The organism is Pedobacter sp. SL55, from assembly GCF_026625705.1.
In the GTDB taxonomy this organism is placed as follows: domain Bacteria; phylum Bacteroidota; class Bacteroidia; order Sphingobacteriales; family Sphingobacteriaceae; genus Pedobacter.
The window spans coordinates 3,103,026-3,125,246 of record NZ_CP113059.1; the positions used below are offsets into that span (position 1 = coordinate 3,103,026).

The 22,221-nt window shown below is 37.9% G+C and carries 16 protein-coding genes and 1 pseudogene; 11 read left to right on the forward strand and 6 right to left on the reverse strand.

Annotated features, from left to right (window positions below; all coding sequences use genetic code 11):
• Positions 1–394: 394 nt before the first annotated feature.
• Both OVA16_RS13845 and OVA16_RS13850 read right to left on the reverse strand, forming a co-directional pair.
• Positions 395–1,369: pseudogene (locus OVA16_RS13845) on the reverse strand (alpha-amylase); the annotation flags it as partial.
• Positions 1,370–1,389: 20 nt separating this feature from the next.
• A complete protein-coding gene (locus tag OVA16_RS13850; RefSeq protein WP_267760384.1) occupies positions 1,390–1,878 on the reverse strand; it encodes an alpha-amylase family glycosyl hydrolase in 489 nt (162 codons plus the stop codon).
• Between the two features lie 221 nt (positions 1,879–2,099).
• Here OVA16_RS13850 and OVA16_RS13855 point away from each other — a divergent pair, with 221 nt between their 5' ends.
• The gene (locus tag OVA16_RS13855; RefSeq protein WP_267760387.1) at positions 2,100–2,285 is read left to right on the forward strand and encodes a hypothetical protein; all 186 of its coding nucleotides are present in this window, start codon (positions 2,100–2,102) and stop codon (positions 2,283–2,285) included.
• A 123-nt stretch (positions 2,286–2,408) separates the two neighbouring features.
• Here the strand turns inward: OVA16_RS13855 and OVA16_RS13860 are convergent, their stop codons facing one another.
• Positions 2,409–2,777 carry a hypothetical protein gene (locus OVA16_RS13860; protein ID WP_267760390.1) on the reverse strand — a complete coding sequence of 123 codons (369 nt, stop codon included), beginning with the start codon at positions 2,775–2,777 and terminating at the stop codon, positions 2,409–2,411.
• 118 nt (positions 2,778–2,895) lie between these two features.
• Between OVA16_RS13860 and OVA16_RS13865 the strand changes: the two genes are divergently transcribed.
• The 9 genes from OVA16_RS13865 (at position 2,896) to OVA16_RS13905 (ending at position 17,861) form a co-directional block, all read left to right on the forward strand.
• Complete coding sequence (locus OVA16_RS13865; RefSeq protein ID WP_267760392.1) at positions 2,896–3,345, forward strand: hypothetical protein; 450 nt, start codon at positions 2,896–2,898, stop codon at positions 3,343–3,345.
• 111 nt (positions 3,346–3,456) lie between these two features.
• A complete protein-coding gene (locus tag OVA16_RS13870; RefSeq protein WP_267760395.1) occupies positions 3,457–7,794 on the forward strand; it encodes a CusA/CzcA family heavy metal efflux RND transporter in 4,338 nt (1,445 codons plus the stop codon).
• 4 nt (positions 7,795–7,798) lie between these two features.
• Positions 7,799–8,923: an efflux RND transporter periplasmic adaptor subunit gene (locus OVA16_RS13875; protein ID WP_267760397.1), complete on the forward strand. Its 1,125-nt coding sequence runs from the start codon at positions 7,799–7,801 to the stop codon at positions 8,921–8,923.
• 617 nt (positions 8,924–9,540) lie between these two features.
• On the forward strand, positions 9,541–10,410 hold the full coding sequence (locus tag OVA16_RS13880; protein ID WP_267760400.1) for a DUF808 domain-containing protein: 870 nt from the start codon (positions 9,541–9,543) through the stop codon (positions 10,408–10,410).
• A gap of 9 nt (positions 10,411–10,419) precedes the next feature.
• Entirely contained in the window at positions 10,420–11,472 is a 1,053-nt protein-coding gene (locus tag OVA16_RS13885; protein ID WP_267760403.1) for an endonuclease/exonuclease/phosphatase family protein, read from the forward strand.
• A gap of 301 nt (positions 11,473–11,773) precedes the next feature.
• Complete coding sequence (locus OVA16_RS13890; protein ID WP_267760406.1) at positions 11,774–12,337, forward strand: sigma-70 family RNA polymerase sigma factor; 564 nt, start codon at positions 11,774–11,776, stop codon at positions 12,335–12,337.
• A 58-nt stretch (positions 12,338–12,395) separates the two neighbouring features.
• Positions 12,396–13,391, forward strand: coding sequence for a FecR family protein (locus tag OVA16_RS13895; RefSeq protein WP_267760408.1), 996 nt, complete (start codon positions 12,396–12,398; stop codon positions 13,389–13,391).
• 115 nt (positions 13,392–13,506) lie between these two features.
• Positions 13,507–16,572, forward strand: a complete 3,066-nt coding sequence (locus tag OVA16_RS13900) for a TonB-dependent receptor (protein WP_267760411.1) — start codon at positions 13,507–13,509, stop codon at positions 16,570–16,572.
• Between the two features lie 2 nt (positions 16,573–16,574).
• On the forward strand, positions 16,575–17,861 hold the full coding sequence (locus OVA16_RS13905) for a purple acid phosphatase family protein (protein ID WP_267760414.1): 1,287 nt from the start codon (positions 16,575–16,577) through the stop codon (positions 17,859–17,861).
• 170 nt (positions 17,862–18,031) lie between these two features.
• On the opposite strand, the gene OVA16_RS13910 is transcribed toward OVA16_RS13905, so the two are convergent.
• The 3 genes from OVA16_RS13910 to OVA16_RS13920 form a co-directional block, all read right to left on the reverse strand.
• Complete coding sequence (locus OVA16_RS13910; RefSeq protein ID WP_267760416.1) at positions 18,032–18,343, reverse strand: helix-turn-helix domain-containing protein; 312 nt, start codon at positions 18,341–18,343, stop codon at positions 18,032–18,034.
• The gene (locus OVA16_RS13915) at positions 18,321–18,566 is read right to left on the reverse strand and encodes a type II toxin-antitoxin system RelE/ParE family toxin (RefSeq protein WP_267765403.1); all 246 of its coding nucleotides are present in this window, start codon (positions 18,564–18,566) and stop codon (positions 18,321–18,323) included. The genes OVA16_RS13910 and OVA16_RS13915 overlap by 23 nt, the downstream gene beginning before the upstream one ends.
• 223 nt (positions 18,567–18,789) lie before the next feature.
• A complete protein-coding gene (locus tag OVA16_RS13920) occupies positions 18,790–20,868 on the reverse strand; it encodes an HRDC domain-containing protein (protein ID WP_267760419.1) in 2,079 nt (692 codons plus the stop codon).
• 84 nt (positions 20,869–20,952) lie between these two features.
• On the opposite strand from OVA16_RS13920, the gene OVA16_RS13925 reads away from it, so the two are divergent.
• Positions 20,953–22,092, forward strand: a complete 1,140-nt coding sequence (locus tag OVA16_RS13925; protein ID WP_267760421.1) for a LacI family DNA-binding transcriptional regulator — start codon at positions 20,953–20,955, stop codon at positions 22,090–22,092.
• Positions 22,093–22,221: the final 129 nt, after the last annotated feature.

A 22,221-nucleotide genomic window follows, 5' to 3' on the forward strand; every position in this document is an offset into this window, starting at 1 on the left:
AACGGCAATAAATACTCCCTACACTACCTTTTGAAGTAATAAAAATGGTTTAAACCTTAAAGATATTTGTACGTTAACGTTAATCTCGTGCCCGCTGCCTCATTTAGCGGGCTTTTTTTTGGATTACCTTATGTAGATATTTCATTTGGGCGTTCCCCAAGGGGCGGGCTATACGCTAAATCTTTTTTGTGTTGCTGTAGTAAACAAATGAATGTTTTTACAACAAAAAAGGATATCGATACTATCCCTAACGCGAACGCGCTGCCTTGTAACAACGCAACGAGCTAAAATACAAGAGCGTAGAGAGCAGAAAGCGGAGAGCGTAAGCACTGGAGAATTGCCGAGAGTAAAAGTGTTTTTTTGAAATTGATAGGCTTTTGTTTAAATAGCGGTCTTAGGTGCAAATCCAAACCGATACTGAACCCGCTTGGCAGGTAAATTCTGCCCATCCATCTTGCCCTACCGTAATTTCTTCAGATGCGTGGCCTAATGCGTCTACCATTTTTCTCCCAGCGTACTGCTGGCCCATTTCCATGCGTTTATAACCCTCGTCGCCATTAGAAAGTACTACCGCTAGTCCGGCATTTTCTTTTTCTTCGCCACCATCTCTAGTCCATCCAATGCAATTGGCGTGATCAAGATAATCGCGTTGCAAACCGTAAGCCTTTTGTTTTCTAAGCTGTAACAAAGTTTCTAGTTGTGGCAAATGTCCAATAGTAACTTGGTGGTCTTGCCCATCAGTGCCTTTATCCGTGTAAGTAGATCCGTATAGATCGGTGTAAAACACGCAAGGATATCCGGCTTCTCTAAGTAAAATTAAGGCGTAGGCATGTGCTCTAAACCAAGGTTCTACAATTTGTTCTAAAGATTGCAGCGGCTGGGTGTCGTGGTTTTCTACAAAAGTCACAGCTAGCTCTGGTCTTGTAGCTACAAGTGTACCATCAAAAATTTGCATTAAATTATAATCATTTCCTATTTTAGAAGCCTGAGAGAAATTGGCTTGCAGACAGGTGTCAAACAACGACATTCTCGCTTCGGTAAGGTCTGCATAGGTTAACAAAGATTGCAGGTCGTTAGGCGCCCAATATTCGCCCACGGTAAATAGTTCTTTCTGTAGGGTTCCTCTTAAATGATCTAACCACTCGTTGTAAAAGTTGGCCGGTATGTGCTTAATGGCATCTAGTCTACACCCGTCAAAACCTAAGGTTTGATGCAGCCATATTCCCCAAGCTTTAAGCTCTTCTCTAACTGCTGGGTTTCTAAAATCGATATCAGAAAGCATCAAATAATCGTAATTGCCGTTTTCTTGATCTAAAACTTCTTCCCAACCTTCGCCATATTGGTTTTGTATGCTATATAGCGCTGTTTCTCCAGTTTTATGATCGTAATCTACACCACTAAAACATTGAAAATCCCACTGAAATTTGGATACTTACCGTTTCTACCTGGGTAGGTAAAACGAGTAAAAGTATCAATTTCAAAAGGCTCTGATATAAATTCGTTTCTGTTTTGAGGGTTAACTTTTCTTACTGTAACTGCTTCGGTTTGGTCGCCGCCCCCTAAATGATTAAGTACAATATCTACATAAACTTGCAGACCTGCTTCTTGTGCATTTTTAATGGCGGTAATAAGCTCATCTTTTGTGCCATATTTAGTTCTTATGCTTCCTTTTTGGTCAAATTCGCCAAGGTCGTAAAGATCATAAGAATCGTAACCTATAGAGTTTTTACCAGCCATTCCTTTGTGCATGGGAGGCAACCACAAGCTATCAAATCCTTTGGCCTTCAAATCCTTTGCGTCAGCAGCTAATTTATTCCACAAACTGCCATCGGCAGGGTAGTACCATTCAAAGTACTGTAGCATGGTAAAGTTTTCCATTAGGGTTGTTTTAAACGGATAAGTTTGGTGTTTTTTATTTGTACCACCAATTGCCGGAAATAACAATAAATGTGGCGCAAATGTTTTTAATTAAAATAATGTAATTAATGTAAAACAAAGATGGCCTACAACTGTTCTTTGTTTCGGAACAGGCGGACTGACGGAAGATGGGAAACCGGAAAGTCCGCTGATGTTTCCACTCAATCACTTAATTTTTTATTATGCCTAATAACTCTACAGATACAAATGTGTCTAAATTACAGCAAGATGCCCCAGTAAGTGCATTGCCTCAACTTTCTAACTCATCAGTGCAATCTGTTACTGTTTCAACAAATGGTAAATCATCAACAGAATTGCCAAAACCATTTTTCTTATACCCTAAAGATGGACTTTATGGTTTGTTATAAAAATAAGCGTGGTGTGTGATGATTTAGCTATTCATTAATAGCTAATTTGACACACATCTATTTGACTTCAAATTATTTGTAATTAGGTAGTTTAGGCCAATTTATCAAAATTGATAGATTGGTCTATTTTTTTGTAGCCCTATAATTTCGTTTTTCAAAATACCTGGCAATTCCAATTTCTACAAAATATCTTCTTAAAACATTTGGTTTCCAAAGCAGCATCAAGAAAAGTAATGTTAGGCAAAAGGTAGCTGCCATAAACCCTTTAACATGGCTGCCAAAAAATAATGATAGCGAAAAAGATAGTGTAATGATAACAAGGAATATGACTACCAAAAAAGCAAAAATAATGCTGGTTTTGGTAAGTAAATTCGCTAATAAATACCATACAATACCTAATGTTTTATGTTTTTGTATTTTTAGTTTTGCTGTAGCATTGTTTTTTAGCGTATCAAAACGGGCGGCTATTAGAAGAGGTAATTTTTTCTGCATACTTTAATGTTGTATTAAATTAACCCTGTCACTACAGAAAATGTTTGCCGAAAGTTTAGATTGGTTTAAAAAGATATTAAAGCTATAGATGAAAATATGTAGTATTTATGCAAGCTTAATGTTACATTCTATTAAATTAATTGATTTTTTAGTTGATTTAGTTAATTTTGGAGTGTTGAAAAAAGCACTACACATATTACTTTTAAGTTTTTACTTGCTTTCGTGTACCGAATTACACGAACTCACAAAGCTTCCTGTGCTTTTTCAGCATTATTTTGAACATAAAAGTCTAGATAAAGACATCACCTTCTTGGCTTACCTAGAGCATCATTACAACGATGTACCTCATACGGATAACGACAAGGAGAGGGATGATCAGTTACCTTTTAAAACACATGAGCTTTTTGCTAGCACTGTAATTAGTCCGGCGTTGCCACCTTCTTTTGAGGTTATTCCAAAAAAGGTTTGTCAAATTCTACAGAAACAAAAAATCCTGATCAACAACGATCATATCCCGAATTCGGCCTTTGCCGGAAAAATTTGGCAACCGCCAAAAACCGTTTCTTAATTACACATAGTTAAACTATTTGTCTGCTTTAATTGGTAGTGTTGATTGTTCCGTATTCTTAGGAACGACACGACCTGTAAGAGCTATTTAGAAACGAAATCCATATTTTTCATGCTGAATAAAATAATTGAGTTTGCCATCAAAAACAAACTCATTGTAGGGCTATTTACCATTGCCCTCATTATATATGGTAGCTTTGAGCTTACCAAATTACCAATTGATGCCGTACCAGACATTACGAACAATCAGGTACAAATTATTACCACGGCGCCTTCTTACGGTGCTACCGACATTGAACGGTTGGTCACTTTTCCGGTAGAACAGGCCAATAGCAACATTGCAGGCATCAAAGAAATTAGAAGCTACAGTCGCTTTGGACTTTCTCTAGTTACCTTGGTTTTTAACGATGATGTTGATGTATATTGGGCTCGCCAACAAGTTGCAGAGCGCTTGCTGGTGGTACAAGAGCAAATCCCGAAAGGAATAGGAAAACCAGAAATGGGTCCAATTTCTACAGGTTTGGGGGAGATTTACCAATACGCCGTAAAACCTAAAAAAGGTTATGAAAAGCGCTACGACATTACCGAACTGCGCACCATACAAGATTGGGTGGTAAGGCGACAGTTGTTGGGTGTTAAAGGCGTGGCCGAAGTGAGCAGTTTTGGCGGTAAGCTGAAACAATATCAAGTAACCATCGACCCAAATAAATTGGTGGCGAACAAAGTTACCATCGCCGAAATTTTTGATGCTTTAGAAAACAACAACCAAAACACTGGCGGTGCTTATATCGAAAAACAGGCTTCGGTGCTTTACATTAGAAGTGAAGGCTTAATTGGTACCAAAGAAGATATCGAAAATGTGGTGGTACGAACCAGCGAAAACTCAACACCACTATTGATAAGAGATGTGGCCAATGTAGAAATCGGCGCTGCCACTAGATACGGTGCTTTAACTTTTAACAACGAAGGCGAAGTTTCTGGCGCTATTGTGATGATGCTAAAAGGTGCCAATAGCAATGTGGTGATCGATAACATCAAAGCTAAAATTGCGCAGATTGCTGAAACCTTGCCAGAAGGCGTGGAGATTGTGCCTTTCTTAGACCGTACCAGCATGGTAAACAATGCCATTAAAACGGTAGAAACCAATTTGCTAGAGGGTGCGCTGATTGTGGTTTTCGTGTTGGTAATTTTCTTGGGTAACCTCAGAGCCGGTTTCATTGTGGCATCGGTTATTCCGCTTTCTATGTTGTTTGCCATTATCATGATGAACATTTTCGGCGTGAGTGGCAACCTGATGAGCTTAGGTGCCTTAGATTTTGGGCTGATTGTAGATGGTGCCGTAATTATTGTAGAAGCGGTAATGCACCAACTCGGGCACAGTAAAAGGTTCGCTGGTATTTCCTTCCTTAAACAAGACCAAATGGATTTGGAAGTGAAAAGCGCTTCCTCTAAAATGATGAACAGTGCCGTTTTCGGGCAAATCATTATCCTAATTGTTTACTTGCCAATTTTCAGTTTACAGGGTATTGAAGGCAAAATGTTTAAGCCAATGGCACAAACCGTTGCTTTCGCTTTGCTGGGTGCATTTATTCTTTCGCTTACCTACATCCCAATGATGTCTAGCTTGTTTTTGAGCAAGAAGATTAAAACGGAGCCTAATATTTCCGACAAAGCGATGGCCAGAGTAGAAAACCGTTACGAGCGCTTGTTGCAAAAAGTATTGGGTTTCCCAAAAACTGTGCTTGCCATTGTGTTGGGTTTGTTTGTTACTGCCGTGGTAATTTTGGCCAACTTGGGTGGCGAGTTTATCCCATCCATAGAAGAGGGCGATTTTGCGGTAGAAACTCGGGTACTTTCGGGCAGTAACCTGAATACTACCATAGAAAACGTACAGAAAGTAGCGGGCATCCTTAAAGAAAGATTTCCGGAGGTCAAGAATATCGTTACTAAAATTGGAAGTAGTGAAGTGCCAACAGAACCGCTACCAATGGATATGGGCGATATGATCATCAACCTTAAACCTAAAAGCGAGTGGACTTCTGCTAAAAGTTTTGATGAGCTAGCCGAAAAAATGGGCGAAGCATCGAGCGAAATTCCTGGCGTAACTACTAGTTTCCAATTTCCGGTGCAAATGCGCTTTAACGAGTTGATGACTGGCGCCCGCCAAGATGTAGTGTGTAAGATTTTTGGAGAGGATTTTGATACGTTGGCGCTATACGCTAAAAAACTGGGCAATTTAGTGCGTACGGTAAACGGGGCGACAGAAATGTACGTAGAACAAATTACGGGAACACCACAGATTGTAATTCAATATAATCGGGCAACCATTGCGCAATATGGACTGAACATTGCCGATATCAATAGAAATGTGAACACCGCTTTTGCCGGCCAAAGTACAGGTTTGGTATTTGAAGGCGAGAAACGTTTTGACTTGGTGGTTCGTTTGCAGAACGATAAACGACAAGACATTAAAGATGTACAAAACCTACTCATCCCTACGTCAGATGGTAACCAAATTCCACTTTCGCAAGTGGCAGATGTGGCTTTGGTAAACAGTCCAAGCCAGATCCAAAGGGAAGATACCAAACGCAGAATTTTAGTAGGTTTTAACGTAAGCGGTAGAGATGTAGAAAGCATTGTAACCGAATTGCAGGAAAAAGTAAAGGCCGAAATTAAGTTGCCAACGGGTTATACCATCACTTATGGCGGTTCTTTTGAAAACCTAAACGAAGCAAAATCGAGGTTGATGGTGGCCGTTCCAGTATCCTTAGTTCTTATTTTCTTGTTGTTGTACTTCGCCTTTGGCTCTATTAAGTACGGTTTGCTTATTTATACGGCTATTCCTCTATCAGCTATTGGCGGTATTTTCTTATTGGCGCTTCGCGGATTGCCTTTCAGTATAAGTGCCGGTGTAGGTTTTATTGCCCTATTTGGTATTGCCGTGCTCAACGGAATTGTATTGGTAGCCGAGTTTAATAACATTAAAAAAACAGGAGAACAGGACATGAAAAAAGTGGTGTTGAAAGGTACAAAAACACGTTTACGACCGGTATTGATGACTGCTTTTGTAGCATCTTTGGGTTTCTTGCCAATGGCGATTAGCAATGGTGCAGGAGCTTCGGTGCAACGTCCGCTGGCTACGGTGGTAATTGGAGGTTTAATGATTGCCACTTTGTTAACGCTTTTTGTACTGCCTATTTTATATGTGAGTTTTGAGAAAGGCTTGTTGCGCAGAAAGAAAACGCCAAAAATCGTGACGATGATTTTGTTGCTGTTAGGTTTTGGTATTTCATCTGCCAATGCCCAACAACCAATTACGTTAAGTGCAACCTTAGATAGCTTGTACAAAAACAACATCAGTTTAAAGAGCGCTCAGCTTAAAGCAGATTACAGCCAGCAATTGAGTAAAACGGCAACTACCATTGCCCCGCTAAATATCAATGGCGAATATGGCAAGTACAATAGCAATTTGATGGATAACAAACTGAGCGTTAACCAAAGTTTCAGCTTGCCGAATGTGTACGCAAGGCAGAAAGATAAATTCTTGGCCGAATGGAAAACATCGCTTTTGCAAAGAGAATTAAGCAAAGCTGATTTGACGAAATTGACCACGCAGGTTTTTTATGATTTGTTGGCAGTTGAGCAGTTACAGAAATTGTATTTAGATGCCGATAGTGCTTATCAAAAACTGAAACAATTGGCAGAGTTGAGGTTAAAAACTGGCGAAAGTAGTCTGTTGGAAAAGGCCAGTGCCAATAACCAAATTCTACAACTAAATACCAAATTGAGCAACCTAGAGGTTGAAGCTTTGGTGTTGCAACAGCAGTTAGCATTTTTGCTCAATACCAATGCGGTTTTAAAACCACAGGCAGAAAGTTTAAAAGCTAAACCAACATTTGCAGATACGCTTGCTTGGGCAAATCATCCCTTAATTAAACTGCAACAGCAGGAAGAAAAAACAGCCGAGGCGACTACCAAAATGGAACAGGCAAAATTGCTTCCAGAGTTTAACGTGGGGTACAACAGCACCACGCTGAGAGATGATATCAGGTTTAAGCAGAGCGATCGTTTTCAATCGTTTCAGTTGGGTTTAAGCATTCCTTTGTTTGGTGGTTCGCAACGCAACAGGGTTAAATCGGCCAAGTTCGATGAAGCCTACCGAAAATCGGAAACGGCCAATGCCAGCAAGCAAATCAGTAGCAGTTTAAAATCGGCCTATGCCCAATACCAAGCGCAATTGAGTTTGGTAGAAAGTTTGGAAAAGGATGGCTTGAAAACTGCCAAAGAAATTACCTCGACCTTAGACAAACAGTTGCAAAATGGCGCCATCAATTACCTAGAATGGACTATGCTTAACAACCAAGCCATTGAAATGAAGGCGAGCTATTTCGAAGCCATTAAGCAACTCAACAGAAGCATTACAGAATTGAATTACCTTTTAACGCAATAACACAATGAAGCACTATTTATATATCGGAGCTTTGGCAGTTACTATGACTTTTGCCTGCAACAGCAGTGAGCCAAAAGAAGAAACCAAAGCACCCAATAACGAAAGCGAAGTAAGTTTAACAGCCGAACAAGCTAAAAATATAGATTTAAAAACAGGCGAAGTTGGCTTTGGCGAGATCAACGAAACGCTAAAATTGCAGGGCAAAATTGATGTGCCACCACAAAACTTGGTGTCGGTAAGTATCCCTTTGGGTGGTTACTTAAAATCTACTAAAATGTTGCCAGGCACGCAAGTAAGCAAGGGACAAATTATCGCCGTAATGGAAGATCCGCAGTACATTCAATTGCAACAGGATTACCTGAATATCCACAATAGATTAAACTTTGCTACCAAAGAACTTGCCCGTCAGCAAGAACTGAATGCCAGTAAAGCCAATAGCGATAAAACTTTGCAACAGGTAGAAATGGAATACAAAAGCCTGAAAATTGAGCAAATGGCATTGGCAGAAAAACTGAAGTTGATTAACATAAACGCCAATCAGCTTAGCGAAGGGAAGATATCGAAGTCGGTAAACGTGTATTCGCCTATTAACGGTTATGTGAGCAAAGTAAATGTGAATATTGGTAAATATGTAACGCCATCTGATGTGATTTTTGAGTTGGTAAATCCAACAGATATCCACTTGAACTTAAATGTATTCGAGAAAGATTTGCATAAGCTTGGCGTTGGTCAGCGAGTGATGGCTTACACCAACGTAAAACCAGATAAAAAATACGAAACGGAGGTAATTTTGGTTAGTCACAATGTAGATGGTGGCAGGAGTGAGGTGCATTGCCATTTTGAGCAATACGATAAAAGCTTGGTGCCGGGCATGTACATGAATGCCGAACTGCAATTCAAAAACAGGAAAGTTCAGTTCTTGCCAGAAGAGGCCGTAGTAAGTTTCGAAAACAAGGATTATGTTTTCGTAGAAATTGCGCCTAGAAAGTTCAACATGACCGAAGTGCAAGCTGGCGAAGTTTCGGAAGGCAAAACCGAAATTGCTACAGATTTAAAAGGAAAAAAGGTAGTAGTTAAGGGCGCTTATTCTTTACTCATGAAGCTGAAGAATACGGTTGAGGAAGAATAATTGAAATCATTTATTCCAATGTTGTTTAGTAAAGTATTGGCGTTAATGCCAATAGGTAAAATTTACTATAATTAAACGTGAGTTATGGGTCTTAATCTTGGCTAACTGACCCTAAAATAAATTTGCTTAGCAGCTACTTCGTGGTCAGGGTGCGACGGTATGGGCAGTTCGTCATGCTGAATTTATTTCAGCATCAGCTTTTAGGTCTATTTTTTAAAATCACATTTTTAGAATAAACATTTAACTTATTGATAAACAGTTAAAAAAAACATAATTCACGGTAATTAAATAACATTGGAATTTTTTTGCCTCTGCCTATGGACGTTCAGATTAAACGCAATACCCTTTGTTTCCCTCTCCAGCCGGAGAGGGATGTACAAGCAGAAGCAAAATTACGAGCTTTCATAGGGACAGGCCAAACGCAACAAATTTAACTTTGCTCTCTGGCAGGTGGTTTGACTTTTGAGACAGCCTCTACTATAATTAAATAACATTGGAATTTTTTCTTTGCCAGCGAGTGTTTTTAAGGTTAAACCGCCAAATTGATTAAATATATTTTATCTTAGTTGCACCACAAGGTGCAAATTTCTATTTTGCACACAAAAAAAATAAAAGTAATGGCTTCAGGTATTTTTGCAGTTTTAGATGACATAGCAGTGTTAATGGATGATGTGGCGATGGCGGCCAAGGTAGCAACTAAAAAAACTGCTGGTATTTTAGGCGATGACCTAGCGGTAAATGCAGAAAAGGCTACTGGATTTCTCTCGTCTAGGGAAATACCTGTATTATGGGCCATTACCAAAGGCTCGTTTTTAAATAAGCTAATCATTGTGCCCTTAGCCTTGTTGCTCAACGCTTATTTTCCTGTGGCTATTATAGTTATATTGGTACTTGGTGGTGCATTTTTGGCTTACGAGGGCGTAGAAAAAGTAGTTGAATACTTTTTTCATAAACCAGAGGAAACTCACGAAGCCGCTGTAGAAGTGGTACAAGATGCAGCTACAGCAGAAAAAGCAAAGGTAAAATCGGCAATAACTACTGATTTTATTCTGTCTGTAGAAATTGTAATCATTGCTTTGGGGTCGGTGCTAGAGAAATCATTGACCATCCAAATATTAACGGTGGCTGTAGTGGCCATAATAGCAACCGTAGGCGTTTACGGTATTGTAGCATTAATTGTTCGTATGGACGATGCGGGTTATCGATTAATTAAACAGTCGGGAGAAAAGAAAGGATTTTTATTTGCATTAGGAACTTTTTTAGTAAAAGCTTTGCCGGTAATTATTAAAGGTTTAAGCGTGGTAGGTACCATTGCTTTAATTTTGGTTGCTGGTGGTATTTTTACCCATAACGTTCCTTTTATGCATGGGCTGTTTCCGGCGGTGCCTGCTATTATTACCGAGTTTGCTATTGGTATAGTTGCAGGTTTAGTTGTAGTGGCCTTGGTAACACTTGTAAAAAAGTTCATTTCACTATTTCGTAAGTAACAGATAAAGATGCAGCAAGCACTTTTTTGTATATCCATTACAGTAATATTGTTTACGTTAATACCTTTAGTGCGCCACGATTTTTGGATTTTTAGGGTATTCGAATATCCTCGTTTGCAAAAATTGGTACTTAATGTTACACTTTTGGTAGGCCATGCTGTTTATATGCCCGCAACTACGCCTCAAAAAGTAGTGGCTGTGTTATTGTTACTTAATCTTATTTACATTGTTTATCAGGTTTTTCCTTTCACAAAATTTGGGAGAAAGCAGATTATCTCTTCGAAATCGGCTGCCAATGATAGAAACATCAACTTACTGATTGCAAATGTTTACCAATATAACCGCAATAGCGATAGCTACCTAAAACTCATCAAAAAGTGCAATTCAGATGTGGTGTTAATGGTAGAAACCGATAGTTGGTGGCAGAAACAGATGGATGTAATTAGCGAAAAATATCCTTATCAATTAAAAATCCCTTTAGAAAACACCTACGGGATGATATTTTATTCACGATTACCACTACGCAATGGTACCATCAATTATTTGGTTAAAGAAGATATTCCTTCTATTGAAGCTGAAGTGCAATTGAAAAATGGACAATGGGTTAAACTTTATTGTTTGCATCCGGAGCCGCCGGTTCCGCAAGAAAACCCTAGATCTACAGAACGAGATAAAGAGATTTTGATGGTAGGCAAAAAAGCCAAAGATTGTAAATTGCCTGTAATTGTAATGGGCGATTTGAATGATGTGGCTTGGAGCTACACCACAGAACTGTTTGGTAAAATAAGTGGATTGCTTGACCCTAGGAGAGGCAGGGGTTTTTTCAATAGTTTTCACGCCAAATATTTTTTTCTACGTTTTCCGTTAGATCATATTTTTTGCTCTGCAGATTTTACACTTTCTAGTATTAAAAGAATGGAAAGTTGCGGTTCTGATCATTTTCCAATGTGCGTAAGCTTGCAGTACAATCCAAAAGTTGAAGCGCTTAACGAGCAGCCTGTAGCAGATGAGGCAGATTTGGAATTGGCAGAAGAAAAAATTGAGGCCGAAACAGAAAGTTAATAAACTGCTTTCTTCTATAAAAAACAAAAAGCTATGGCATCCACCAGAGCTTCTTGTATCAACTAACCTAAACTGTATGATAAATACTAACCAAATATTTAACAATGCAAAACTAAAATTGTGTTGTTAACTGGCTGTTAAATTTCTATCAAAAATGATGACGTTTGTTTTTTAGGCAAGATGCCTTCATTTAATTCAATTTGGAGTTTGACTAGTTGTTATTTCTACAGGTTGTTACTAAGATTAACTTCATTTTAATCTTTTGTTTACACGATATGTTGAAGTTTGTGTCAACATTCACATGGAAATTCGGCAAACATCAGATAGTTATATTGATGAAGTAAGGGAAAGCGATCCTTTAGAATTCGAAACGCTGTTTAAAAACTTCAGCGAGGTGCTTTATAACTATGCTAATTATTACTTGCACGACATGGAAGCGGCAAAAACTGTAGTTAACGATACCTTTTTGCGGCTTTGGAACGGAAAACATCGGCCACTTTATGTAAAACCATATTTATATCGTTCGGTTAAAAATGCTTGCTTAAATTACTTATCGCAACATAAAAATAAGGTAGTGCTTAAAGAGTTTGCTGAACTGGAAATGCTATCTGATGGTGCCATCAATTTTGATCATAACGATGAAACTACTGATAAGTTAATTTTTTTAGAAAAGGTAATTTCAAACTTGCCTGCAAAAAGACAGCTCGTATTTAAAATGTTCCGTTTTGATGAATTGAGCTATGCAGAAATTGCCGAATTGCTAAATATCTCTGTGAGAACGGTAGAAGATCATTTGGCTAAAAGTATGCAGTTTATTCATGCACAGGCAAAACATTTAGTTGATAGAAAGTTAACGAACACTTAACTTTCACCGACCCGTATTTCCTGCTGGTTTCTTGTCTTTGATAGTAAGAAATCTGCTCATGGAAGATCAAATTTGGAATAACATTGTAAAAAGGCTAACTGGTGTAGAAACAGAAGAAATTAAACTGTTTTTAGACCAGTGGCTAAACGCCAACGAAAAAAATACACAGCTTTATGAAGAAGCCGAACAACTGTGGCAATTTGCTGGCTTATTACCTGCTGCAAAAAAGCAAGCAGAAACAAACGCTTTAATTCATCCAGCTGCCGAGCAAACTAAACGTAAATCTTTTAAAAGTATATTTAGATATAGTATTGCCGCTTCGCTTGCGGTTATTTCTTCGCTTTCGGTTTATTCTTTATCAAAATTAAAACCCGAAGTAGCGGAAAAGGTATACACGGTTCATAAAGCCACTAACGGAAAAGTGATGAAAGTTACTTTGCCAGACAGCTCTACCATTTGGCTTAACGCAGGCAGCGAGGTAAGTTATCCTAAAGATTTTCATAAACAGAAAACCAGAGCTATACATTTAATTGGCGAAGCTTTTTTTGAAGTAACCCACAACCAAAAACAACCGTTTGTGGTAGAAAGCGGCCAACTCAAAACCATTGTTTATGGTACCAGTTTCAACATTAGTTCTTATAAAAACAGTAGAAAAAGTTCGGTAACGGTTAAAACAGGAAAAGTAGGTGTATTGCTACGTGACGATAGTTTAAACAAACCTACCATGCTATTGCCAGGAAATAGATTGGTCTATCATCGTGACAACGGAAAGCTAGAAAAAGGAAACATATATGTAGACGAAGTTGCCACGTGGATCAGTGGAGATTTAATATTTGAACAGGCTACGCCTAAAGAAGTATTCGCTGCATTGGAAAGAAAATTTGCCGTAGAATTTAGCTTCAACAACAAAGATTTTGAGGGTTGTAAGCTCACTGCAAAGTTTCCAAATCAGTCGTTGAAAGCAATACAGACAGCATTAAGCGCCTCACTTCATGTCAAATTTAAAGAACGTGGTAAAAACATTGAAATCATAGGAGGGCAATCATGTAAGTAAAAAACAAAGCCACTTCTGCGCTAACAGAAATGGCTCAAAGTCTTTGGTTAACGGTCTGCAAACCCTTAACCATCATTAAAAACTATCACGATAATAATTATTAACAAACAAATTTATGAAAAAAAACAATGGGTTATTTAACCCAAAAGGAATTTTTATGCGAATTAGCTTAATCTTCTGCGTGCTTTCTACCTTGTGCTTAACATTAAGTAGCGCAGCGGTAGTTAAAGCACAATACGGTCTGGATAAAAAGATCGACATTAACTTGAAAAACACTTCATTTCCAGAATTACTTAAAGAGATAGAACGCAAAACGGGTGTAAGTTTTGTTTACACAAATAAAGAAACGGTTACTACTAAAGTATCGGTAAATGACCAATCTAAAACAGCCAGAGCTATACTTACTCCTTTATTGAAACAACATGATTTACAAGCTGTAGAGAACGGGTTATTGGTGGTATTACGTAAAGTAGAAGCTAAGGTTTTGGCCCAAGAAAAGCCGGGCAGCATTGTGGGTTATGTAAAAGACGAAGCCAACAATCAAATCCTGCCTTATGCAACTGTAATGGTTAAAGGAACCAACCAAAGAGCAATTTCTGATATGAACGGTTACTTTGTATTGAATAACATAAATGCTGGAAAAGCGGTATTGCGGGTAACTTACCTCGGTTTTAAAGCCTTCGAAACTACAGTAAATGTGGTAAGTGGCAAAACCAACAATGCCGATTTGAAATTGACCAGCGCAAGTAATGATATGAAAGGTATTACCATTACGGGTATTCGTAGAGGAGAGAGTGTGGCACTAAATAACATGCGAAATGCCGATAATGTAAAATATGTGCTTTCTGAAGAGCAGATTGAACGTTTTCCTGATGCCACCGTAGGCGAGGCCATGCAACGTGTGCCGGGTATTGCTATGGATTATAGTTACGGTTTACCTAGAAATATCATCATTAGAGGGTTGGACCAAAGCATGGGTTCGGTTACTTTAAACGGAAACAGATTACCATCAACGCAGACCAACTCTCGCGATATCGATTTAAATGGTATTCTGTCTTCAACAGTAGAAGCCATTGAGGTAAACAAAACTTTAACACCAGATATGGAGGCCGATGGTACTTCGGGTTCGGTAAATATCATTTCCAAAACGCCAAAAATTGGCATGAAGCAATTTCAAGTTAAAGGCTCGTTTGGTAACAATTTCCTTTTAGGTAAGCAAAATTTTGATGGGGCTTTTAATTATGGCGAACGAAAAAATAAGCTAGGCTATTTAATAGGTGTAAACTATAGCAATACCAATAGGGGCGAAGATAGGGTGCAGAAAGATTACGATACTTACGAAATTAACGGTGTTGAGAAATTAAAACTTTCGAATTTAGAATTGGAAGGGTCTGATTTGAATAGGGAAAATATTGGTTTGCAGGGCGAATTGAGTTTCTTCCCTACAGAGAAAAGCCAAGTTTATGTAAGAGGAAATTACAATAAATTCTACGAGCTACAAACTAGAGGAACCAAAAGCTTTAGTATTGGTAATTACACCAGCGAAACTGCCGTAACTGGGGTAAATATCGGTTCTAGTGGTACACCAAGAGATTACAACAGAGATTTGTTCAGCGTATCTGCCGGAGCTAAAACCACAGTTAACAATTGGATTGGTAACATCGACGTAACCTACGCAAGCGGTTTGTACGACCAGCCAACGTATTATGATGGTTTCTTCAATTACAGTGGTTTAACCGCCAATATGGATATGTCTAACCCAAGAGCGCCACAATTTGCTTTTACCAATGGCGACCCTAACGATGCAAGCAAATACTTGACTTCGAATTACGTAAACAGACATCAAATTGCTAATGATAAGGATATTCAAGGTTCATTAAATATTGAACGTACTTTCGATTTGAGCGATAAAAATAAGTTCAAATTTAAGTTTGGTGGAAGAATGAAATACAAAGAAGATGACCATACCAGAAGCTACTATCAGTATAAATTGAAAACGGGTACTTTGACCATGTCTAACTTCCTTTCAGATTATTCTAGAGAGAAATATTTCGATGGCAATTATAACCTTTCGGGAGCTATTGCAAACGGTTATTTGATGGAAGAATACTATCAAAACAACTTAAATTTATTCAGTAACGACGAAAACTACATCAGACAAAATACCGACCCTGACTCTTACAATGGTAAAGAAAACATGCAGGCAGGTTATGTGATGGGTAAATTAACTTTAAACAAGTTAGATATCATCACGGGTGTGAGATACGAAAACACTGCTTTCGAGTACAATGGTAATATCGTAAACTTTAGCAATACAGGTGCTTACGTATCTACCAATAAAGTTGCGGTAAAATCTAACTTCAACGGATTTTTTCCAAGCTTAAACTTAAAATATGCGGTTTCGCCACGTACCAATTTCAGGGCTGCGGTTACCAAATCATTATCTCGCCCAGGTTATTACGATTTAGTACCTTGGGAAGAGATCGAACCTCGTAGAAAACGGATGAAAAAAGGAAATCCAGATTTAGATCAGGCTACTTCAATTAACTACGATCTATTGTTCGAACATTATTTGAAATCTTTGGGTTTAATCTCTGGTGGTGTGTTCTACAAAAACGTAGATAATTACATTTACGAAAGTGTGTACTTACAGCAAGGCGGTCAATTCGATCAGTACCAAGTTACGCAAACTGTAAACGGTGCCAATGCACATGTTTGGGGTTACGAATTGGCTTGGCAACAACAGTTAACCTTTTTACCAGGCTTCTTAAATGGTTTTGGTATTTATGCCAACTACACGAAAATTCAATCTAAATTTAAGGTTCCGGGCATCGTAAGCGAGCGTACCGTTCGTTTGCCATCTATGCGTCCAAAAGTAGGAAATGCCTCATTGTCTTATGAAAAATATGGTTTCTCTGGTCGTTTATCGTTAAACTTCTACGATACGTTTATTGATGAATTAGCTGATGTACAAGCGAACGATTTGATGGAAAAGGGAAGAGTGCAATTGGATTTCTCTGCTTCTCAAAAAATCAATAAAAAGTTTACCATTTTCATGGGCATTAGCAACATCAACAATGCGCAAACCATACTTGATTTTGGCGATGGCAGACCTAACGACCACAAATATTACTCTAGATGGGCAAATCTAGGTTTCAAATACAATCCATTTTATAAATAAACATGATTACAACTTTTAAGAAAAAGATGACCTTTTTGGCGGCGCTAGTTTTAGTGCTGCCAACTTTGGCAAAAGCGCAAGAATTTAAAGCAGGCAAGTTTCCAGATAGAATTATCTTGACCTGGTCTGCAGATCCGAAAACTACACAGGCGGTTACTTGGCGTACAGACAGTACGGTTAACAAAAGCTTTGCACAAATTTTGGTAGAAGATAGTTCTCCGAAACTGGATAAACCAGAAGCAAAAGAATATCAGGCTAAAACAGAAGTGCTAAAAGGAAAAGGTTACGAAACAGCAAACTACCACAGCGTAAATTTCGAAGGCTTAACTCCTAATAAATTGTACACTTACCGGGTAGGAGATGGTACCAATTGGAGCGAATGGTTTCAGTTTAAAACTGCGCCAGAGAAAGATCAGCCTTTTTCTTTTATTTATCTTGGCGATGCACAGAATGATATCCGTTCAAAGTGGTCGAGGGTAATTAGAAAAGCTTTTGCTGCACATGGCGATGCCCGTTTCATCGTTCACGCTGGTGATTTGATTAACCGTTCTAACAATGACAACGAATGGGGCGAGTGGCATTTTGGCGGTGGTTTCATCAACGGAATGATTCCAAGTATTCCTTCTTCTGGCAACCACGAATATTTTCGCGATGAGCAAAAAACTTTAACCTTAGATCCACATTGGAGAGCGCAATATACCTTGCCAGAAAACGGACCTAAAGGTTTGGAAGAATCGGTTTACTATGTAGATTATGCCAATGCTCGTATCATTTCTTTGAACTCGCAAATGATTGTGCTGGATTCTACTTCTTTAAAAGCACAGGCAGTTTGGTTAGAGGAGGTATTGAAGAACAATCCAAAACGTTGGACAATGATTACCTACCACCACCCAATTTATTCTACTGCAAAAGGAAGAGATAATAAAGAGTTTAGAGAGTTGTTTAAACCGCTTTTCGATAAATATCACGTAGACTTATTAATGCAAGGGCACGATCATACTTACAGCCGTGGGCAGAATTTACCTACTGGAGTTTCTGGCAAAGTTGGCGGGCCAATGTATGTGGTTTCTGTAGCCGGACCAAAAATGTACAAAGTAGATGTAAATCCTAAATGGATGGATGTTTTTGCCGAAAACACGCAATTGTTCCAAATCATTAATATAGATGGCGAAAACTTAACTTATACCGCTTACAAGGCATCAGGAGAAGTTTTCGATAGCTTTAAACTGAAGAAAGCCAGTAAAGACAAAGCTGCGGTATTTACAGATTTAAACAAGAACAAAAAATAATGCTCTTTTTCTAATGTTAGGCCGTTCAACGTAAGTTGAGCGGCTTTTGCGTTTTTAGGTTGTATCAATTATTGCCTTTACGATTGTGGGGCAAAAAAAGCAGAAAACTTCAATTTTAGAGTTTTATTCCACTATCGAAAACCACTTGGGTAACAGTATTCTTAGTAATTTTAGTGCGTTACATTTAGTTTCAAGTTTCCGCCAAGTCCTTCTCTAATAATTCTCATTAAAGTCGAAAGTCTTATGTCGCTTGCATTATTTTCAATTCTTGAAATATATGTTTTTGTTGTGCCACATTTTTCTGCAAGTTGTTCTTGTGTCAAACCTTGCTCTTTACGAAGTTCTTGAATCATAGCTCCTAATTTAAAAGCTTCAAATTCTTCTTCGTATTGTTCTCTTTCAGACGTTCCTTTTTTTCCATATTGTTCGTCCAAATGTGCGGAAAAAGAAGTCAGTTTTTTATTTAATGTTTTGTTGCTCATCGAAATATTGTTTTTTAAGTTTTTCTGCTAACTCCAATTCTTTTTTAGGTGTTTTTGGTGTCTTTTTTTGAAAACCGTTTACTAATACTATTAAATTTCCTTTATCAAAAAAGCTAAAAACTCTGAAAATGTCCGAACCAACTTCTACACGAATTTCAAAAATCCCGGTCGAATTGGTCATATGCTCAAAATATTTTTTTGGGACTTTTTCAATCGTTGCAATTAGTTGTAATGTCCAGTTAAATTTTTTCTTAACTTCTGGACGTAGCTTTTCAAAAAATCTAAGTAATGATTTTCGTAGTAAAAAATTTCTCTTAGAAAGTTTTCATACATTAGCTATTTACAATTTTTATTTTCGATCATAAAGTTATCTAATTAGGTAATATTTTCCAAATTTTCGACGACTTTTAGTTTAGGGAACAGTCTGGATAGTATCGCCGCCAACGCTAAAACAGCAAATCTCCTTCTCCTAAGTATTGTCTAATCAATTTAAGAATTTCATCCCCAAAGTCAAATGCTTTTCCTTCGCCAAAACCTTTAATTTGTGAAAGTTGTTTGAGTGTTTTGGGTAATTTAGCGGAGATATCTTTTAATACCTGTTCTGATAAAATGTTGTAATCTAGCGTATTTCTTTCTTTTCCTTTTTGTAAGCGCCAAGCGTAAAGCTGTTCGTAAAGTGCCTTATTAGGTATCTCGGTTTCTTTAACAGCCGTGGTTGTCCATCTGTCAATAGGCTGATATTCCATGGTTGCAGTTTTCCACCTTTCCATTAATGTAGCCGTATCATTTGCAGATGGCAAACTGCGAAACATGGCTTTTTTACCTTTAATTTGTTCCAAAATCAAATTTAACGGTAAGAAATAATCATCATCCATTATTGTTGACGGGTAACTTTCGTGCAGATCTATGATCTCTTCTTCCAAAAGTTCTAGTTTGCTTAAAAAATACGCAGCTGATTTTTGTAAACGTTCTTTTATGCTTTCAGATTGCCATGGCGATACCGTTTGAGAATGTAATTCCCTTTGAAGAAAACAATGACCTACATTGCCAATATCGGTTTTGAGTAGTTTTTCTGTAGCTGACAAATCTGTAGAGATACGCTCCGATAAAATAGCTTTATAAGCATTCCAAGCTAATGTGATGATAGAAAAATCGTACAGGTTAGAAAGCATACCTAATTCAGATTGGATGATAGATGGTGCTAAATCTGCTGTAACAGGTGTATTTTCTTTTGCCTTTTGCATAAATCCAACCACAGATTTATCGGTAATGATATTTTCTGGTTTCACTTTTTCTAGCAATACCATGCCTTCTAAACTTCTACATCTACTTAGCGCAACGTAGGTTTGGCCGTGGGTAAAAGCCGCACTTACATCAATTAGGGCATTGTCAAAAGTTAAACCTTGGCTTTTATGAATGGTAATTGCCCAAGCTAACCTTAATGGAAACTGACTAAATGAGCCCGCATTGGTTTCGGTTACTTTATTGTCTGTTTCAGAAAGCGCATATTTCACATTCTGCCAAATCTCACGTTCGGCTTCTATCTCGGTACCATCATCCAAAAAATTAAGGATAATGGAATTTTCTGTAAGTGCTTTTATTTTTGCTGTTTTACCATTGTGGTAACGTTTTTTACCCGAAGCATCATTTTTGATGAACATCACAAGGGCACCAACTTTAAGTATCAATTCTTCTTCTGCTGGATAAGCTTCTTTAGGGAAATCATCGGTTACGGTTGCTTTGTAAGTATATGCTGCGGTTTCGATAGCTGCTAATTTCTGCTCGTTAATTTGCTTTACCAAAGGGTTGTGGGTGGTAAGTGTTACATAATCCCTCAAATCATCGGTGGTGGCATTTACCAAGTGGCGTTGGTTTAATTTGGCAAGTAAAGTCTCTTCTCCAGCGCCATCGCGTACGCTGTTCAATATCTCTACAAATACCGGATCTGATTGGCGATAGACTTCTTGAAGCTCAAAAGTAAGTAGGTTGGTTGTACGAAGCGCCAAACTATCGAAGAAATAAGGGCCAGTATAATAGTTGCGCAGCACGTGCCAATCTTTCTGAAAAACAGGAGAAAGTTGATACAAATCGCCAATCATCAGTAACTGCACGCCACCGAATGGTTTCGAAATACCTTTAACCGCTCGTAAAACGTTATCGATATAATCCATCATATCCGCACGCACCATACTGATCTCATCAATAATCAACAAATCAAGGCACTTGAGTAGTTTGGTTTTTTCGTAGCCTACTTTTTTATCAAAAAGCTCGGTTAAAGAAGCAGCTTGCGCACTAGGTACCAAAGGTCCAAACGGAACTTGGAAAAACGAATTGATGGTAACACCCCCTGCGTTAATTGCCGCAACGGCAGTGGGAGCAACCACAGCAAGATTTTTAGTGGTGTTAGCTTTAATGTGGCGTAAAAAAGTAGTTTTGCCCGTTCCTGCTTTTCCCGTCATAAAGATAGGCCTGTTGGTCTTCTCAATAAAATCCATGATGAGTTGTTGCAGGGAATTTAGCTTCATTTTTTTGCTCCGTTTTTTGCTTCAAAGTTAGGTAATACTATAAAATGCTTGTTAACAATATGCTGTTTGGGGATAACTTTTTAGATGATTTTTCAAGTTACTGGTGGTTTACAGTTTTTTATTGATGATGCACATCCACCAACTTTTTGTAGTTTTGTTAAAATGGAAAAGAAAAATTCAGGAGCTACTGGTGTTAAAGAAATTGCTCGTTTGGCCAATGTATCTATCGGAACGGTAGATCGGGTGTTGAACAATAGGGTAGGCGTATCTGAAAAAACCAAAGCTAAAATCCTGAAGATTATAGAAGAGTTAAACTATCAACCTAATATTTTTGCAAGAAGATTAGCTTCAAAGAAAAAACTTCGCTTTGCTACTTTAATCCCACAAGTATCTAACGAAACCAAATATTGGGAAGCTCCGTTAAATGGCATTTTGCAAGCTGCCAGTGAGATTAAAGATTTTGGTATTGAAGTAATAAATTTCTTTTTCGATCAAAATGATAAAGCCACCTTTAAAGAAGGTGCTGCAAAAATTAATGCCCAAGAGTTTGATGGTGTGCTCATAGCACCTATGTTCGAAGACGAAAGTTTAACTTTTATTGAAGAGTGTAAAGAGAAGAAAATTCCGTTGGTATTCATCAATTCGGATGTTCCTGGTCATCATAACTTGTGTTATATTGGCCCCAATCTGTACCAAAGTGGCTATTTAGCTGCACATATTGTCAATTATATTTCGCCAGCCAATAAAAAAACATTAATAGTTAATATTGCTAAAGAAATTGATTTACACCACCACTTATTACGTAAAGAAGAAGGTTTTAGGAATTATTTTGAGCAAAACGGAGGTAATAACGCATTAACTAAAATTGATGTTCAGCAAACCGGATATGCCCATATCAAAGAAAAATTAGCAGAACAATTAGCTAAAGATCATTACGATGTAGTATTTGTAACCAATTCTAGGGTGGCTACCGTAGCTAAATATTTTGAAGAACATCAAATTAAAGATATTAAATTAATTGGCTATGATTTCTTGGAAGATAATATCAATTACCTCAAAAATAAAACCATAGATTTTCTAATTTGCCAAAAGCCACAAGAGCAAGGCTACCGAGGTTTAATGAGCCTTTATAACCATTTGGTGCTTAATGTAACAATAGATAAAGAGCAATTTATGCCTATTGATATCATTACCAGAGAAAATTATCAGTATTATAGTAATTAGGCCTTTTTGGTTTAGCCACAGATGAACGGCTACATTGATTAATACTCTGATGTTTTTTGCAACATAAGTTTACTCCAGATAAAAAATCTATCTCGTTTTATCTGCGTTCTAGAATTAACCCCCCCCCCC